At 49.5% G+C, this 17930-nt stretch carries 13 protein-coding genes and 1 pseudogene; 10 read left to right on the plus strand and 4 right to left on the minus strand.

What is annotated here, in order from left to right; all coding sequences use genetic code 11:
* The first annotated feature begins 312 nt into the window (after positions 1-312).
* From ACJJIQ_RS18290 to ACJJIQ_RS18300, 3 genes are all read left to right on the plus strand, one after another.
* Positions 313-2265, plus strand: coding sequence for a L,D-transpeptidase family protein (locus ACJJIQ_RS18290; RefSeq protein ID WP_444892208.1), 1953 nt, complete (start codon positions 313-315; stop codon positions 2263-2265).
* Between the two features lie 187 nt (positions 2266-2452).
* The gene (locus ACJJIQ_RS18295; protein WP_445362663.1) at positions 2453-3676 is read left to right on the plus strand and encodes a L,D-transpeptidase family protein; all 1224 of its coding nucleotides are present in this window, start codon (positions 2453-2455) and stop codon (positions 3674-3676) included.
* A 56-nt stretch (positions 3677-3732) separates the two neighbouring features.
* The gene (locus tag ACJJIQ_RS18300) at positions 3733-4911 is read left to right on the plus strand and encodes a L,D-transpeptidase family protein (RefSeq protein ID WP_445362664.1); all 1179 of its coding nucleotides are present in this window, start codon (positions 3733-3735) and stop codon (positions 4909-4911) included.
* Between the two features lie 31 nt (positions 4912-4942).
* On the opposite strand, the gene ACJJIQ_RS18305 is transcribed toward ACJJIQ_RS18300, so the two are convergent.
* Complete coding sequence (locus tag ACJJIQ_RS18305) at positions 4943-6349, minus strand: Lcl C-terminal domain-containing protein (protein ID WP_445362665.1); 1407 nt, start codon at positions 6347-6349, stop codon at positions 4943-4945.
* A gap of 688 nt (positions 6350-7037) precedes the next feature.
* Between ACJJIQ_RS18305 and mepK the strand changes: the two genes are divergently transcribed.
* On the plus strand, positions 7038-7571 hold the full coding sequence (mepK, locus tag ACJJIQ_RS18310; protein WP_445362666.1) for a peptidoglycan L,D-endopeptidase MepK: 534 nt from the start codon (positions 7038-7040) through the stop codon (positions 7569-7571).
* 68 nt (positions 7572-7639) lie between these two features.
* Here mepK and ACJJIQ_RS18315 read toward each other — a convergent pair whose 3' ends face one another.
* Positions 7640-8824: an imelysin family protein gene (locus ACJJIQ_RS18315; protein ID WP_445362667.1), complete on the minus strand. Its 1185-nt coding sequence runs from the start codon at positions 8822-8824 to the stop codon at positions 7640-7642.
* Positions 8825-8866: 42 nt separating this feature from the next.
* The gene (locus ACJJIQ_RS18320) at positions 8867-9535 is read right to left on the minus strand and encodes a histidinol-phosphatase (protein WP_445364829.1); all 669 of its coding nucleotides are present in this window, start codon (positions 9533-9535) and stop codon (positions 8867-8869) included.
* Positions 9536-9870: 335 nt separating this feature from the next.
* On the opposite strand from ACJJIQ_RS18320, the gene ACJJIQ_RS18325 reads away from it, so the two are divergent.
* On the plus strand, positions 9871-10377 hold the full coding sequence (locus ACJJIQ_RS18325) for an RNA pyrophosphohydrolase (protein ID WP_445364830.1): 507 nt from the start codon (positions 9871-9873) through the stop codon (positions 10375-10377).
* Between the two features lie 108 nt (positions 10378-10485).
* Positions 10486-12738: a phosphoenolpyruvate--protein phosphotransferase gene (gene ptsP / locus ACJJIQ_RS18330; RefSeq protein WP_445362668.1), complete on the plus strand. Its 2253-nt coding sequence runs from the start codon at positions 10486-10488 to the stop codon at positions 12736-12738.
* A 172-nt stretch (positions 12739-12910) separates the two neighbouring features.
* Here the strand turns inward: ptsP and ACJJIQ_RS18335 are convergent.
* Positions 12911-13861, minus strand: a pseudogene (locus ACJJIQ_RS18335) (IS5 family transposase).
* Between the two features lie 773 nt (positions 13862-14634).
* On the opposite strand from ACJJIQ_RS18335, the gene ACJJIQ_RS18340 reads away from it, so the two are divergent.
* From ACJJIQ_RS18340 to ACJJIQ_RS18355, 4 genes are all read left to right on the plus strand, one after another.
* A complete protein-coding gene (locus ACJJIQ_RS18340) occupies positions 14635-15156 on the plus strand; it encodes an IS91 family transposase (protein ID WP_445362669.1) in 522 nt (173 codons plus the stop codon).
* 57 nt (positions 15157-15213) lie between these two features.
* On the plus strand, positions 15214-16155 hold the full coding sequence (locus tag ACJJIQ_RS18345) for an IS1595 family transposase (RefSeq protein ID WP_445362153.1): 942 nt from the start codon (positions 15214-15216) through the stop codon (positions 16153-16155).
* Positions 16156-16166: 11 nt separating this feature from the next.
* On the plus strand, positions 16167-16883 hold the full coding sequence (locus tag ACJJIQ_RS18350) for an IS91 family transposase (protein WP_445362670.1): 717 nt from the start codon (positions 16167-16169) through the stop codon (positions 16881-16883).
* 405 nt (positions 16884-17288) lie between these two features.
* The gene (locus tag ACJJIQ_RS18355; RefSeq protein WP_445362671.1) at positions 17289-17843 is read left to right on the plus strand and encodes a DUF4274 domain-containing protein; all 555 of its coding nucleotides are present in this window, start codon (positions 17289-17291) and stop codon (positions 17841-17843) included.
* Positions 17844-17930 lie beyond the last annotated feature (87 nt).

The following is a 17930-nucleotide window of genomic DNA, read 5'->3' on the forward strand; positions in this document are numbered from 1 at the left end:
CGAGCGGAAAATTTGACGCAAAACTCATCATTCGCAAATCCTTACTCTAAAAAGAATGAAGCGCCAAGCAAATTTTGCATTTATTGCCATACTTACTTTCACAGACTGAAGTTGGTTGAGTTTCGCGCAAGCAGGACACCGACATCAGTCTTAATAAAAGGAAGTCGCGCGGGACGCATGACACGTGCGAGTCACCGATAATATCCCTGAGTATCTGGATGGGCTCGCCACAGGTTGGGAAGGTATGAACGATCTGGCGCCCGGCATTTTCCAAAATATCGCACCGGGCCCCCGCAGAATCGCTGAGGTACCATGTCGTATTTCAACCCCGAGCATCGTAGACGCAAATCTGTACTTCCACTGCTGACACTGGGTAGCCTCTGTGTCTTCATTCTTTATTATGCTTTCGCAGCAAACCAGAAGACCGTACCCGTTTTACCGGAGAACGCTGTTCGCCCTCATTTAGTGCACTGGCTGGAGGAAAACCCTGATGCCTGGCCAGCCCAGGACCCCATTTTTAACCCCGCCGCTGTGCGCAAGATCTACCAGCGCACGGATTACCGCTTGCTTTGGTTCGATAACTACAGCCTAAGTGATAGTGCCAATGACCTGCTGAAACAACTCACAGCTGCCAGCTCCGGCAATCCGAGCAGCATGGTCGACTACCGCTACCACCTGGGGTACTTCGATCGCACCCTCCGCGATACCCCACAACGGCTTCAGATGGCAGCCGTATTGGATATCTTACTGACCGATGCCTTTGTGTCCTACGCGCAAGATACCCAGCTGGACAGGCTAAAGCCCAAAACCCGCCCGCGCCGGGGTGTCACACCGGTTCTGCGGGATAGTGAAGGTTTCCGCCTGGTTGCGACCAGCACAGCTCAACAGCAGGCTTCCAGTGAACCCAGCGGGCGCAAGTACTTCCGCGGATATGATCGCGCAGCCAATCTCGGCAGCAATGTACGCAGCCGCTATTACTCGCGGGAATACAATGCGGATACTTCCGGCAATTACTCAGGACGCAATTATTCCGGTAGCACTCGCACCTATGAGCGCAGTCGATACCGTTCCTACCGGGACAACAATAGTGGCTCGGGTTCCGGCAGTCGCGTTTATTACAACCAGGGGCGGTCAAATACTGCCGCCCCACCGGTGAGATCTGAAAACAGTGAGGGGCCTTACTACGAGGAAAACCGGCCCTATGGCAACGATGTAAGGGCGCTGCGCGGTGAGCTGCAACGGCTGCGCAAGATTTCCTCCAGCGGTCGCTGGCGTCCGATCCCGGCGGGCCCTGCCATGACCATGGGTGCACGCCACCCACATGTGGGCCTCCTGCGCAACCTGCTCTCCCTATACGGTGATTACCAGTCTTACTACAGCTACGGCGGCACTGATCGCAATCGCTTCGATCGGGGCCTTCACCAAGCGGTGGTGCGCTTCCAGAAGCGTCACGGCCTGAGAGCAGATGGTATTGTCGGTCGCTCAACTCGCAAGCGCCTGAACTTATCCCCAGCTGCACGCGCCCGCATTGTGGAAATGAATATCAAGCGCCGCGAAGAGTTGCCGGAACAATTGGGCAGCCGTTTTATCCAGGTCAATATTCCCGCGTATCGTCTCAAATACGTGGAAAACGATCAGGTCAAACTGGCGATGAATGTGGTCGTCGGTAAGAAAAAACACGCAACGCCTGAAATAACCACCCGCGTCAGCAAGGTAGTCTTTAACCCCACTTGGACAGTACCGCGCAGTATCCTGGTAAATGAGATACTCCCCAAAGCTCGTAAAAACCCTGCGGGTATGGAAAAAATGGGGTATCGGGTGATTAGCGGTAGGGGTGAAAAACTGCCCCTGACCCCGCAAAACCTATCTGCAGCAGGTGCGGGTTCCTACCTGATGCGCCAAATGGGTGGTGAGGAAAACATATTGGGACGTGTCAAATTTGAAATCCCCAATATTCACGACGTGTACCTACACGATACGCGCGCACGCAAACTTTTTTCCCTGACCACACGAGGCTATAGCCATGGCTGTATCCGCCTGGAAAAACCCCGCCACTTGGCCGAAGCCCTGCTTCGTCCCCAGGGGGATTGGGATCAGTGGCGTATCGATCAATTGACCACAGGAGAGGAAACCACGGAAGTGGATATGTCCCAACTGGTAAAGGTTTATATCACCTACTGGACTGCCTGGGTCGATGGTCAGGGCAACCTGAACTTCCGCCCGGATATTTATGGCAAAGATGGACTGACCGATAATCAATTTTAAAAGAAACCGGGGCGGCTATATGTCGCCCCGGTTATAACCAGGGAATTATTGAGCGTGTTATTCCATTAATTAGCCTTTCTTAAGCAGCACCATTCCTGAAAATTATTTAAAGACTATCAGTCACAAGTTATCAATGTGAGCACAGTGATAAATCTCACTGATTCCTCAGTGCTTGCAGGGGTGACTTATGGGTGCTGCCAACAATTCACTTTGCGCTTTTTTGCCACGCAACCAACTAACCTCCCTCAGGGCGAGTGCCGCTTCGATTGCCATAGCAATATCGCTGGGCATTCACTCACCACAAATAATCGCCGAAGCTAAAGATACCGTCGAACCTGACTTGATCGGCAGTCGCGATCCTTTTTTACCTCAGGGCAGGCAATTTTCCCTACTCAGCGAAGCGTTAGCACGCTACCAAACCCTGGCACAAGGTAACTACTGGAAACCGCTCAGTGCTGGACAACCTATCGCACCGGGCAGTCGCAGTCCCCGGGTTGCGCAATTGAGAAGCCTGCTAATGCTCTATGGTGATCACCATCCCGAAGAGTACGGAGCAGATACTTCTAAAGCAGATGTCTACGACAAAAAATTGCAGCAGGCCGTTAAACGGTTTCAGAAACGTCACGGATTAAAGCAAACGGCACTGGTTGATGAGGGAACCCGGAGTCGACTCAATACCCCGCCAGATAAAGTTGCCAAAATTTTGGCAGCCAATATTGAACGCTGGAAACAACTCCCCAAGGATTTAGGGCCTCGCTATATCATCGTGAATGTCCCGGAATTTAATTTGCGCCTAATTGAAGGCGATAAAGAGCAGTTCCGTATGCGTGTGGTTGTGGGAAAACCAAAACACAAAACACCGCAAATCGCTACCCGTATGACGCGACTGGAATTTAATCCTGTATGGCGTGTCCCGCCCAGTATTGCGCTGCGGGAACTTTTACCTAAGGGCAGTTCCGCCCTCAGGGCAAAAGGTTATCGCCTGATGAATCACCGGGGTAGATCGGTACCATTTACTCGTGGAAATGTAGCCGCAGTGCGTCGGGGCCAAGTTTCACTGCAACAAAAAGGCGGGCCGGGAAATGCTTTGGGAAGAGTGAAATTTGTTATCCCCAATCGGCAGGCCATTTTTCTACACGACACAAATAGCAAGCATTTATTTAAAAAATCACAAAGGGCCTTTAGCCACGGTTGTATTCGCCTGGAAAAACCATTGCAGTTTGCTCGCATGATGTTAGCCCAGCAAAACAAGTGGAGTGATGCCCGTATCAATCGCGCGCTGGGAAGTGGTCGCACCCATGGCGTTGCCCTTAAAAATCCCCTACCGGTTTATATCGCTTACTGGACTGCCTGGATCGATGAAAATGGGCAGCTTCAGTTTCGGCCTGATATCTATAACCGGGATCAGTAATAGGAGGTGACGGAGTGAAGCGGATTAAGAGCTATAGGGACTACTGAGTTATCAGTATGGCAAATGGCCCATTCCAGCTCGGCATCGCCGCACTGATAAGCCTCGTAATTGCCTCGGCCAGCCCTTTGAATGCTTCATTTACTGGGCAGACCGATGTCATTATTGAGCCAATCAGTTCGACCCAGCAATTGCGCGATACCGCTCAGGCCTACCGAGTGTTAGCGAAGAACTGGCGACCTATTGCCCAGGGAAAAACTTTACAGCCCGGAGACAAAGGCCCTCGAGTCCTGCAACTACGTAACTTGCTGGCAATGTATAAGGATCATCACGGTCAACCCGGGCCGCTTTCCGCCCCACAAAAAGACCCTCGAAGATTTGACAGTGCGCTCCAAGCTGCAGTGGAGCGCTTTCAGGAACGTCACGGATTGAACATTACCGGCATCGCCGATGAAGACACACTTTCAGCCTTGGCCGTATCGCCAGTGGAACGCGCTCAGCAAATGGAATTGAATGCATCCCGATGGGAGAAACTAAAGCTCCCGGAGGATGATCGCTACGTAATCGTCAATGTGCCCGACTATCGCTTACAGCTTATCGAAGATGGTTCGGTTGCTCTCGATATGAAAACAGTGGTGGGAAAAAGCAGTACGCGCACACCGGATATGCGCACGCGGATAACCAATATTGTTTTCAGTCCAACCTGGACAGTCCCCCGAAGTATTCTTGTTACCGAGCTTTTGCCCAAGGCACGACACAACCCAACAGCCATGCACAAGCGAGGTTATCGAGTAGTGCAATATCGCAGCGGTAAATCGTCCCCTATTACAGAGGAGACTATTGCCAAGGCAGCCGGGGGGCATGCTACTTTGAGGCAATTGAGTGGCCCTGAAAATACCCTGGGGAAAGTGAAATTTGTTATCCCCAATAAGCAGGCTATTTTTCTCCATGACACCCAAGCTCAAAGCCTGTTTAAACTTCGCCAGCGGGCATTAAGTCACGGATGTGTAAGGCTACAAGCACCAGAAGAATTAGCTTATTTTCTTCTCCGTGACCAGGGGTGGGACAGAACCCGGGTAGCGCAGGCAGCCAATGGGCACGATGCCCTGAATGTAAAGGTTAAGGGATCACCCCGTATTTACATTGTTTATATGACAGCATGGATAGATAGGGATGGGCGCCCCCAATTCCGCCCTGATATTTATCATCGTGACAAAGAGATACCCTATCCAAATTAAAGGAGCTTATCTATAAATAACTCCGTACGGACTACCCGTCGATATTCCTGACAAGTCTTACATAGTTATCAATTCTAATGGCATCCTCAGGTGCCCCACCTGGCGGAGGCCCCATAGCTCTCTGCATATTTCCATCAGTCATGAAAGGGGGCTCAGGCATTGGTGGGCGCCGTTGAGGGCCATCACCATCAGATTGCGGCCTACCTAAACCTTTTATGTGATATCCCCCATCCTTATAAACAGCGACCTCATCCAATTGTCCAGATTTTGGATCACTTCGTTGAGCCCCAGCTCCATGCAGATCTACCCATTTCTCCGCCATATACCCCATAGCTCGACCGAAACTAATGTAGTTTGCAGAGGCTCCTGCTTTTCTACTATTCACATGGGTTGTACTAGTCCAAAACCAGGGAAAATCTTTTTCCTTACCTTCATTCTTGATAGTGCTGATTTCGAAAATAGAATCAATAGACGCAGAAGTCGTTTTATTTGGAGAACGTTGGTAATCAACGATACTCTGTAGCTCTTTTGCATTAGGCAGGCGCCAGTCGCTATGGCCTAGGAAATTTTGTGCATTTTTCTCCTCTGCCCAGGCTAAGGCCTCCTGCCAGTTCATTCCTTTCCGGCTATCAGATTTCATCCACATTAAACCCGTTGCCAGATCGGAAACGGTGCCATCTTTATTATCGACAAACTTATTCTTGCCATAAGCCTGGTTGCCGCGCACAAAGTAAGCATAGTTTCTCGGACCACCACCAGGAATTGCATAAGCTTTGATTCTGCCATCTGCTAAATTCAGGCCGAATACTGCAAGTGATCCTCTGAATACATCACCCGTGTAAATATTACTGGACCAGAATTGAGCATCGATAGTGCGTTCGCCCCTCTCTTCATCACCATAGGCGAATGCAAAATACCGGGTATCAATAAAGGGCTTAGCATTACTCTCACTTGGACCGGCAGGGTCAATACCGCTGAAGTTCATCAGGGAATATAGTTGTTTTATCGTCGGAAGACGCCAATCAGAATAGCCACCAAAACGCGCTTGATTCAATTTTTCAACATATTCCCCAACATCGCGGAAAGCGATCTTATCATCAGGGGTAACTTCACCATCCCTATTTAAATCCGGGCTCTGGGTCCACATCAAACCGGTGACATTATCAACCACAGTAAGACCATCTTTAGCCAGGGAGTAATTCATCTTATTGAAAGAATACTGGGCATCCTGACCAAAGAAATCATCACCGGGCTTTGGCTTGGGAATGACATCCTTATCATCAAAAAATTGGACCTGTGCCGTATCTACTATCGGGTAACTAATAGAGTCTATTTTCTTTTCAGCATGTGCCGCTGCCATCAGGCTCAAGGAAGCCGAGATCAATGCGACCAAAGAAATATAGGGCAGCCGAGACCCGGCCCCAGATATGCTAGCCATAGTGTTTTACCGCAAGTGAAAAAGTAAAAGAACCAAGCTAGCATTATTTGGTTTTGATCTCAGGCAACTTCACATTTGTAAACACAACCTTACCAAGGTGCACAATCCATAACGGTGGCCAGCTATGCAAAGTGATCATTAGTTTTGGACTGATGATTCGACTGGCTTTGGAAATCCTTAGGGGACAGACCGGGCTATGCTAGCCAACTTAAACGGTTGGGTATCCATAGAAATACTACACTGGTGCATCTACACATCTTGTATATACATGTGCATACAAATAATTGTGTACTCGATAGAGCTGAACTGTCTTTCTATATAGATAGATAAACCAGCCACTAATAAAGAAGGCTATCGAGCTCATGACCGAAGAGGTGATCGGATAGCTCCCAAGTACACTGACGAAACCGCCCGATAAAACTTATAAGTCGCAGAAAAATAATTTTTTAGTGATTAGCGTGCAATGACAACGCTGTCTCCAACCTATTTAGCACTATCGACTGATCAGCAATAAAAATTCCGGTTTCAGGCAGCAGAAAAGAAAAAATATACCACCCAGGCCATCTAATTATTTCCTAATTAGCAGCTTCAGGTTTGTAACAACTGGTTATTTTTTGTACATTTTCCGCCGTACCCGGTTGCGCCAACTCAGGCAAACCGACGAGAGATTTAACGACGAGGCGGAATTATGAAGAATCCATCCAGACGTCGATTCCTGGCAGTGACCTGCGCAACTGCGGCGGCCGTCAGCGCCGGACCGACTTTCGCAAAAGTAGGTAGCTCCCGCACCCTGAAAATGCGCAACCTGCACACCGGGGAGAAGCTGGAGGCCGCCTACTGGACTAACGGAGATTACAGCAGCGGAGGCCTGAAGCAGTTCAACAAATTGCTTCGTGACCACCGCGCCAACGAAGTGACCCGAATGGACCCCAAGCTTCTGGATATCGTCTACAAGCTGAAGGAGAAGTTCAATTACAACGGCACCATTGAGATTATCTCTGGATACCGTTCACCTAAAACCAATGCCAAGCTGCGTGCAGCTGGCCGAGGCGTAGCGAAACGCAGTTACCACACACGTGGTATGGCCTTGGATATCCGTATGCCGGGAGTGTCCCTGTCGAAGTTGCGCCAGGCAGCTCTCGACCTGAAAGCTGGCGGTGTCGGATACTACCCGAAGAGTAACTTCGTACACGTGGATACTGGCCCTGTACGTCGCTGGTAATCCCCACCCAATAGATACAAAAAACCCGGCAGTCGCCGGGTTTTTTGTTATGCCTGTGAGAGCAAGGTTTATTCACCATCAACCGGTAAGCTAACCGGCATCACATCCTGATCGGATACGGGCACTTGGGTAGTACCTGCCATCAACCCGGCGATACGCTCCAGAAGTTTGCGTGCCTGGGCCAACTGGGTCAACTCCGCCAGCTCAATCGGGTCTTCCATTCGCAACAACAAACTCTCGAAATCCACAAAAGCCTGCTCTAAAGCCGTTACCTGGTGTCGATCCAGCAACAGCACCGCCAAGCCGCCCCCACCAGTGGGAATCCAGTTTGACTGGAGAGTTGCCATAATCGCCAAAATTGACTGCTTTGAATCCGCAGCGCGGCTACTTTCCACATCGCTCTCGGAACTCTCCGGCAACCTGCGCAACAGCTGCTCATCAATCACTCGGGTATGCGCTGCACGGATTTGTTGCAATCGGGCAACCGGCCCAAGGGATAGATAGGGCCGCGAAAGGCTGTTGGCCGCCGTCGGCCAACGACGGGCCAAGCCTGCCATATCCTCTTCCACACCTTTGACGATCAAGCGAGTTAGTTCACGGCGCCGATTGACGGCCAGGGCCTCGGGTTTTTCCCCATCGGACTTAGCCAAAAACTGCTCCGCAACCCGCTCGCTGGTGGGCCCCCAGAGCATGATTTCCAAAGCGTGAAAACCGGTGCTGGCCTCTTCATGTGCCGTCAGGCGGTGCTGCTTACGCAGGTTCGTTAAGGTCAGATCAATGGCCGTATCGTTAACGATACCGCTCTCAGAATAACCCGGCACTGTATCCAGGTAGCCCGCCTGGGCCGGCCAACTATCTACTGATAACAGTAATTTTCTACCCTGGCTGCGCAACTCTCCCGAAGAAAAAGCCAACTTTATATAAGGCAGTGCAGCGGCAAATTCCCTATGGGCATCCAGCCAGGCGAGCCTGGCATTTTCCAGCTTATTTTCACTCGGCTGAGCCAGAAGGCCATCCACTTCACGCTGCAAAGTTTCAACAGCGGCATGGGCGTGGATAACCTGGGCCTCACCCGCCTGCCAAATTGCCAGGGATAACTCGGTCGCAGCCTTTTCATTCACAGGTTGCGGCGCAATACTTTGTTGCGATACCTGCTGCGGTTTTTCTACCGCTTTTTGTTCGCAGGCAGAAAGTCCGGCCAGGGCCCCGATTAAAACAGCCAGGGCCCGGTACTGGATAATAGATCCGTTCACTCAATTCCCCATCTTGTGCATTTCACAAATACTGGCAAGCACCTACTCACTCTCTTCCCGCAAACTGATCACCGGCCAGCCGCGAGCCTCAGCTTCTACGCGCAGGCGATCATCCGGGTCCACCGCAATTGGGTGCTCAACTTCGCCCAGTAAGGGCAGATCATTGATGGAGTCACTGTAGAACCACTTTTCACTGTTGGCGTATTCCGGGTTGTGGGCCAGCCATTGTCGCAACCGGACAACTTTCCCCCCCTGGTAACAGGGTTCACCAACGACCTTTCCGGTGAACCGCCCCTCATCCTCCTCTGGCTCAGTGGCCAGCAGGGTATCGACACCGAGGCGCGAGGCAATGGGCTCAACCACAAAGCGATTGGTCGCAGTGATAATCATGATGTGGTGGCCTTTGCGGCGGTGTTCGCCGATCAGCTCCTGAGCCCGAGGCAGCCACAATTCACTGATAACTTCCTGCATAAACTCGTTCTGCAAGTTTTCCAATTGGCCACGGGAAAGCTGCGCCAGGGGTTCCAAAGCAAATTCCAGGTAGGCAAAAATATCCAATTCACCGCGCTGGTAATCTTGATAAAAGCGGTCGTTAGCCGAGCGGTAACGGGTCCTGTCGACATGTTCACGCTCCACCAGAAATTCGCCCCAGGCATGATCGCTATCACCACCTATCAGCGTGTTATCCAGATCAAAGATTGCCAAGTGCACTGTCGACTCTCCCATAACTATAGGTTCCCCATAAGCATTTGACCGCCAGGAAGCCGGAAACGTCCCCTGCGCGGCCGCTAATTTTACCTTGCGCCGCACGACAGCACACGGACTGCGTCACTGAATTGCTGTAAACCCCCTGCTGTGGAACAATGCAGAACAAGTAAGTGCAGCGCACGGCCGCACACAACAGTATTGAGGATGGTATTTTGGGCGACGGCAAGCCGGCACAGGCCGGACGAAAGAACCGCCGTAAGCCCGCCAAGCATTCGAATCGCAATGATAAAGCTCCGGCCGGTAACAAGAACCGGGGCACGAGTGGCGAGAGCAGCAATATCGATGCCGAGGGGTTCCGCCCCAATGTCGGTATTATCGTGCTCAACGCCCGCGGTCAGGCACTGTGGGCGCGGCGGGTAGGTGGCAAGGACGCCTGGCAATTTCCCCAGGGTGGTATTAATCCGGGCGAAACCCCTGAACAGGCGCTATATAGGGAACTGTACGAAGAAGTAGGCCTAACTCGCGATCAAGTCAGTATGATTGCCTGTACCCGAGGCTGGCTGCGCTATCGCCTGCCTCAAAGGCTGATTCGACGTCGCTCCGAACCACTGTGCATCGGGCAAAAGCAAAAGTGGTACCTGCTGAGGCTCGAGGCAGATGAGGCCTCCATCAGCTTCGACAATGGTTACAAACCTGAATTCGACCACTGGCGCTGGGTAAGCTACTGGCACCCACTGAGTAAAGTGGTGACCTTTAAGCGTGAAGTATACCGGCGCGCACTGACCGAGCTGGCCCCACAACAAATACAGTTGGAGAGACGCTGGCTGCGCGGACAGGACAGCTGACCGCACAGGGTAGTTAGCAGCGTATCTTCACAAAATGGCCCCGATCAGCATCGAACTTCTACTTTCCGGGGCCATCGAATTTCTCCGTTGATTGGCGAGGACAGGCCATTGCTCGGATCTCTGCGCAGTATCGTTCAGGAAGTAAATGCCGCCCGGAATCTCACCGCGGTGCTGGAAATCATTGTGCATCGCGTGCGGGAAATCATGCACACCCGCGTCTGCTCCGTATACCTGCGCGATAAGCAACACGGCAACTATGTCCTGATGGCCACCGATGGCCTCAACCCCAAAGCGGTTGGCCAGGTCCACCTGGCCCCGGGCGAAGGTCTGGTGGGCAATGTAGTTACCCGCGAAGAACCGATTAATCTGGAAAGGGCCGAAGCCCACCCCGCCTTCCAATATTTCCCCTCCACAGGAGAAGAGCGCTTTAGCGCCTTTCTCGGCACACCGATTATTCACCACCGCGCCGTCCTGGGTGTCCTGGTTGTGCAGCAAGAAGAGAAGCGCCGCTTCGACGAGTGGGAGGAAGCTTTCCTGGTCACACTTTCAGCGCAGCTCGCCGGCGTTATCGCCCACGCCGAGGCCACCGGTCTTCTGGCCTGTATTGGCAAGCAACAACGGGAAACTCACTTCTCTGGCATTGCCGCGTCCCCCGGTGTGGCTATCGGGCGGGTACATATTGTCACCCCGCATGCGAATCTCGGCACAGTGCCCTACTCCGAATGCGAGGATGTGGACACTGAACTGGCCCTGTTTCAACAGGCCCTGACAGCCGCCCAAGAAGAAATTCGCGAAGTCGGTGAGCGCCTGAAGAGCGACCTCAGCCCCGAGGAACGGGCGCTATTCGATGCCTACATCAGCATGTTGGATGACAGCTCCCTCGCCGTCGAGGTATGCGATCGCATCCAACAGCAGCTCAGTGCCCAGCGGGCCTGGGCTGAAGTTATGTTGGAACATGTGCGGCGCTTTGAAGCCATGTCCGACTCCTACTTTCGCGATAGGGCCGCCGATGTTCGCGACCTGGGCGCCCGAGTGCTAATGCACCTGCGGCAACAGCAGCAGAGCGACCGGGACTTCCCCGATAACACCATCCTGATCGGCGAAGAGCTAACCGCAGCGGTATTGGCAGAAGTGCCCAGGGAAAAGCTGATCGGAGCCGTATCGGTTAAAGGCTCCTCTAACAGCCATGTGGCTATTATTGCCCGAGCCATGGGACTGCCCGCAGTAATGGGAGTCCAGGACCTACCCTACGAAACCATCGACGGTGTCGATATGGTGGTGGATGGCTACCGGGGCGATTTGCATATTCACCCCGGCGCAGAACTCAAGCGCCGCTACGACGATATTGTTGCAGAAGAGCAGCAACTGGCCCGCAACCTGGACCACCTGGCTCAACTCCCGGCAATCACCTCCGATGGCCATCGCATTCGCCTGATGGTAAATACTGGGCTGATGGCCGATGTTGTTCGCTCCCTGGAACGCGGCGCTGAAGGAGTAGGACTTTTCCGCACCGAAGTACCTTTCCTATTGCGAGACCGATTCCCCTCCGAGGAAGAGCAGCGGGAAATTTACCGGGAGCAACTGGAAGCCTTTGCCCCCCTACCCGTCACCATGCGTACCTTGGATATCGGTGGCGATAAAGCGTTGGCCTATTTCCCTATCGAGGAAACCAATCCCTTTCTGGGGTGGCGCGGCATTCGCGTAACTCTCGACCACCCGGAAATATTCCTGGCGCAAGTACGCGCCATGATGAAAGCCAGCCTGGGACTAAATAACCTGCGGATTATGCTCCCCATGATCAGCGGCCTGAACGAGCTCGAAGCCGCGCGCAAACTGGTGGAAAGAGCCTACCGGGAGCTGCTTGAGGAAGGTTACGAAATCGTTATGCCCCCACTCGGGGTAATGGTAGAGGTGCCCTCTGCCGTCTACCAAGTGCGAGAACTCGCCGTACATGCAGATTTTATATCAGTAGGCAGTAATGACCTCACTCAATATCTCCTGGCGGTAGATCGCAATAACAGCCGCGTAGCCAATATTTACCACGCCCTGCACCCAGCAGTATTGCGCGCTTTACAGGAAATCGTAACGGCAGCCCATGCCGTTGGCACCAAAGTTGGGATTTGCGGAGAACTAGCAGGAGAACCTAGCGGTGCATTGTTATTAGTAGCCATGGGCTACGATATGCTATCGATGAACGCCACTAACTTACCGCGAATAAAAGCTACGCTACGCGCCGTTAGCCGAGCTGATATTGAGCTGCTCCTGCAACAGGTTTTGCAGATGAATTGCCCCGAGCAAATTGAAAGTACGGTAAAAGAGTTTCTTAATGAGGCAGGATTGAAGGTGTCTTTGCAGCCATAAATGATGAGGTATTTTAATCTAAGGAACCTCTGGTCAATGAAGCATTTATCTAGAATTAAGCTGAATTATTTAAAAAATTCACTTTTCTACGCAAAAACGCTTAATTTTCGCGCAATAGCTCCCTAATTTTTCACCTGAAATCCCCGGTAGGGGGATTTCAGACGCACCACCCCTAGGTGGCCAAGTATTTTCTCCCTATTAGTAAGTTGGTAAAGCCTGCTAGCAAGCACAGCCGCTCAGTATTTTTTAACAGTCCCCGATAGCGGACCTTGCCATAACCAAATACCCGTTTAATGTAGCGAAAGGGGTGCTCAACCTTCGCTCTTATCTGTGCCTTGATCTTTTCCGCCTTACGGAGTGCGTCACGCCCTGGAGGAGTTTTTAGCTTGCTCGGCTTCATTGCTATGTACCAATCCACCTCCCGTTCCTTCAACTCTTCACGCTTCTCCGCACCAATATACCCAGAGTCACCCCAGACTCTTCCTTCCTCCCCGTGGAGGACTCGCTCTGTGGCTGTGACATCGTGCGAATTCGCTGCTGTTGTATCTACGCTATGTATTACTCCGAGCACATCATCAACTCCGACATGCATCTTCATTCCAAAGTGCCACTGATTGCCTTTCTTTGTTTGATGCATTTCTGGATCACGCTCTTTCTTTTTATTCTTAGTTGAAGTTGGAGCGGAAATAATAGTGGCATCTACAATAGTACTTTCACGCAGTACCATACCATTCTCAGCAAGATATTTATTGATTTCCTCGAATAGAACCTTACTCAGATAATTCGTCTCTAATAAATGGCGAAAGTTGAGGATCGTCGTTTCGTCGGGAATTGGACCAGCCAAAGTCAATCCGGCGAAATTGCGCATAGACTCAATTTCATAGAGCGCATCCTCCATAGCAGGATCACTGAGATTGTAAAACAACTGCATACAATGAATACGCAGCATGATGCTCAAAAGATATGGCTATCGGCCACGCTTACCTTGTGGATAATAAGGTTCAATTCGAGTCTCTAGCCGCAGCCATGGAATGAGAGTATCCATCTGAGAAAGAAACTTCTCTCGGCGAGTTTTGCGGCGCTTTAGATTGTATTCTGCTTCGGCAAAGGTAACTTGGTGCATGATCTAACGTAGTCTTGACGGATAAATGAATACTACCAAATTAACCTGGAATTATTCAGAGGTTCCCTAAATTTACCCGATTTTATAAAGCCTGAATTCAATATCTAACAACCAAACTGTTGGTCCCTCATAACAGCGGGCTATTTGCCCAAGCGACTAATGAAGAGCTATATCGCTCAACATTATTCTGATTCACCAAATAGCTTCTCAATGTTTCCTAATCCTTAAGCTGCTTTTTCAGAAATGGCAAGCTCACTTTATTTTTAAGCGTGTCAATGGCATAGCAGAATATCCCCCACCCAAAGAAAAACACAAATAACTACTAAATATGCGTGATACTCAATTAGTACACTTAAACCAAAAAAACATCTAACCCTTCACAACACTCAATCCTGAAGCCTTGGCCTCATCACACTTCTAAATTCTCGATAATTCTGACAAGTTAGTGAGTGCCAGCTCAGGTAATTATGATCATTTTGACCGTTATTTTTGAGCTTTACATAGAATGTGTAAAAGTACTATACAAATCAGTCAGTTATAAGTTGAGTTAAAAACCGGGATAGTAGTCAAAGTGATCATTTTTGTAGTTTGCACCTTAGTACCAAATACATCTAACCCTATGATTTTCATTTAAAATTTCCGTTATATCGGGAAAATTGATCCCAAAATAGCAATCATGATAAAAGTGGTCAGAATGATTACTATATAAATGTTGTACAAACCCGCTACGCGGGAGTGGTGCCACTTTTAAATTATAAGAGGCATTTTAGAAAATGCATAACCGGGTATTGCAAAATATATTTTCTGCGTACAGTGGTTATTTATCTAAAACCGCGCAACCACTAAAAAATTTAAAGGCTATCTCCTCGATACAAGAATGCCGTACAAAATCGATGGGAAGCAGTTATTATCGTTGTAAGCACAACCATGTCACTGAACAGCATCATTCTTGTAGGCATAGAAGTTGCCCCCTCTGCTCAGGCAGAAAAAAGCTCCAGTGGGTTGATCAGCAGCGTCGTAAATTATTTGATACAGAACATTTTCATGTGGTCTTTACTATACCTCATGAGTATCTGCCGTTATGGCAATACAACGAAGAGAAGCTTACAGATATACTCTTTTTGTCGAGTAAAGAAACCCTGTTTGAATTAATGGCGAGTAAAGACTATCACGGAGTAACTCCCGGGATGCTTATGGCTCTGCATACTTGGGGAAGACAGTTAACTTTACATCCCCATATACACTGTTTGATAACTGCTGGCGGCTTGACTTTACCTAATTACCACTCTTGCTAAGTTATGCGTAACTGTATATAAATACAGCTATCTCGTTGATCTGCAAGGGAATACGCCATGGCTCGCAACAAGGTACAGTTTCAGAAGGGTATTAGTTTGACCCAATTCCTCAAAATGTACGGCAGCGAGGAACAGTGCTTCGATGCACTGTCGCAGTGGCGTTGGCCCAATGGCTTTAGTTGTCCTCACTGCGGGCATGACAAGCATTGCGACCTCGCTTATCGCAAGCTTAAGCAATGTAACCATTGTCGGCGTCAGACATCGATTACCTCTCGTACAATTTTTGACTCCACGAAGCTCCCCCTCACCACCTGGTTTCTCGGTATTTTCCTGATTACTCAGGATAAGAAGGGCATTTCCTCTATGGAGCTATCTCGACATCTAGGTATCTCTTACAACGCAGCATGGCGTATGAAGCAGAAACTCATGCAAGTGATGATGGAGCGAGACCAACGATACAAACTGTCCGGTTTTATTGAACTAGATGATGCCTATCTCGGTGGTGAGCGTACTGGATGCAAGCCCGGGCGCGGAGCCAAGGGTAAAACTCCCTTTGTGGCGGCCGTTGAAACAACCAAGGAGGGACGCCCAACCCGTATTAAGCTCTCAATTATCAAGGGCTTCAAAAGCAGTGAAATTTCAACCTGGAGTAAAAAGTACCTTTGCAGTGGCAGCACAGTCATCTCAGATGGTCTTCCATGCTTCAATGCCATTAAGGAGGCCGGTTGTGTACATGACAAAATTGTTTGTGGTGGTGGCCGAGCTTCTGTTGAAGAGCCTGAGTTCTATTGGGTAAATACAGTACTTGGTAATTTAAAGAGTGCGCTACGTAGCACTTACCATGCTATTAGGCCGAAATATGCACAGCGCTATTTGGCAGAATTTCAATATCGCTTTAATCGGAGGTTTGATTTGTCGGCACTCATTCCAAGATTGATTTACGTCTCTCTTCGGACACCACCGATGCCAGAAAGGTTGCTAAAAATTGGCTTAGCATAAGTGGTAATTAGGTGACTTTAAGGGAAAAGTGGAAAGAAACAGGTGAATATTTATTGCCTGTGCGAGTGGTTAAGAGTCTTTATAGGGGAAAATTTCAAGCGCTTTTATTAGAACAGTATCGTGCCGGGTTACTCAAGCTTCCTCCCAGTTGGTCAATTGGCCAGTTTGATATCCTCTTTAAAGCTTGCTATCGCAAGGAATGGTCGGTTCGTATTCAAGAACGATATGAGCATGGTCAAGGCGTCCTGCTGTATTTTTCACGCTACATCAAAGGTGGCCCGCTTAAGCCAAAGCAGATATTAAACGTGGATCATAAGGGGCTGGATTTTCGTTATTTTGATCACCGTGACCAGCGACGTAAGCAACTTCGGTTAAAGCCTCAGGAGTTCTTAAGACGTGTCTTGCAGCACATACCTCCAATAGGAAAACACATGGTACGGAGTTATGGATTATATGCTGGGTGCAATAAGAAAAAGCACGATCTATGTAGTAATCAAGTGGGTTTAATGAAAGATCAACGACTCCCAGCTGGATTGCAAATCCAAGATCTGATGGTAGAGTGTGGGCAGTGCCATGAATCTACAAAGTTGACTGGCAGAGTGTGGTCTAAGGCGAAAAAAGGAATTTCCTTTATAAAGGGGGCGGCTCGGCAAGATAGTGCCGGCGGGAATGTACAACATGGCGATGAACCAGACACTGCAGGAATGGGCCTCTTTAGTTCGGCCTAAATTCAATGCCAGGTCATTTTTTTTACCGCCTGCAGTGCAGGTTATCTAAGCGTTAAATGGCAACCATGAATGAGCCAAGAGAAATAAAACAATGTGATGAGTGCGGTAGCGAGTATTTCGCTTCATCCTCAGAAATGAGCAGCATGTGCCCAGAATGTTCACACTACTTATATGGCCATGAAAACTGCCATCACGAAATGGAGGCAGGCCGTTGCAATAAGTGCTACTGGGGCGGTTCGGTCACTAGCTTTATCACTGGACTAAAAAATCAAGTGGAAACCAATAGGTAGCATTATGCCATCTGCAAATACAAGCCATTTAACAAGTTGCGCAATTGGGACAAAGTGTTGCGCACTTCGCCCATTCACAAGGCGTTATACGCCAATGTCTAGTCCGGAGGAATAAATGGCAAAAAGGTTGACTAAAGAGCAGAAAAAACGCGCATCTATATGTTTTGAATGTGGTTTTATTCCTAGTAAAGAAGCTTGGAGTAATATTTGTTTGAAGCATGGAGAAGACTATGAAACCGTTAGGTTTATGGCAGATCAATTTGATATATCTGATGATGAAATGGTCACTATCGAATGCTTGCAGAGCAAAGAGGAATTGCATGTAGTTGCTGATCACTATAACTGGGATGATGAAGGGGTAGAAAGCCTTTATGCGATTTTAAACCACCCACATTGTGATGCAGGTACAGGGTTACTTCTTTTTTGGAAAGGAAGTGGCTATAGCGCGTTATCTCCAAACCCTGGCGTTGCAACCCAAGATGAAATTGTATTTTTCAAAGAAGTGTATGATAGATTCGTGAATAAGAAATTTAATACATACGATATTGCTTTCGATGCTTACTATGAAATGTATGTGCCATCTTTAGAAGAATATTTAGAAAATAGCTATGTTGTACCTGCTGAATTTCTTTGCCCTTACAGCAAAATGTATGTCCAAGATTGTTTGTAATGTGATTTGCGTATAACGAATAAGGATAGATCGCGCGTAGCCGCGATCTTATCCAGTTGTTGGACAAGCCCGTAGCGACTGACTCGC

The sequence above is a fragment of the Microbulbifer maximicatervae (SeqCode) genome (assembly GCF_052468295.1).

What these genes read in the sequence shown, in the direction of transcription:
- ACJJIQ_RS18290 (WP_444892208.1), top strand. Translation starts at nt 313, where the DNA reads ATGTCGTATTTCAACCCCGAGCATCGTAGACGCAAATCTGTACTTCCA.
- ACJJIQ_RS18355 (WP_445362671.1), top strand. Translation starts at nt 17,289, where the DNA reads ATGGCAAAAAGGTTGACTAAAGAGCAGAAAAAACGCGCATCTATATGT.
- mepK (WP_445362666.1), top strand. Translation starts at nt 7,038, where the DNA reads ATGAAGAATCCATCCAGACGTCGATTCCTGGCAGTGACCTGCGCAACT.
- ACJJIQ_RS18295 (WP_445362663.1), top strand. Translation starts at nt 2,453, where the DNA reads ATGGGTGCTGCCAACAATTCACTTTGCGCTTTTTTGCCACGCAACCAA.
- ACJJIQ_RS18345 (WP_445362153.1), top strand. Translation starts at nt 15,214, where the DNA reads ATGGCTCGCAACAAGGTACAGTTTCAGAAGGGTATTAGTTTGACCCAA.
- ACJJIQ_RS18300 (WP_445362664.1), top strand. Translation starts at nt 3,733, where the DNA reads ATGGCAAATGGCCCATTCCAGCTCGGCATCGCCGCACTGATAAGCCTC.
- ACJJIQ_RS18305 (WP_445362665.1), bottom strand. Translation starts at nt 6,349, where the DNA reads ATGGCTAGCATATCTGGGGCCGGGTCTCGGCTGCCCTATATTTCTTTG.
- ACJJIQ_RS18340 (WP_445362669.1), top strand. Translation starts at nt 14,635, where the DNA reads ATGCATAACCGGGTATTGCAAAATATATTTTCTGCGTACAGTGGTTAT.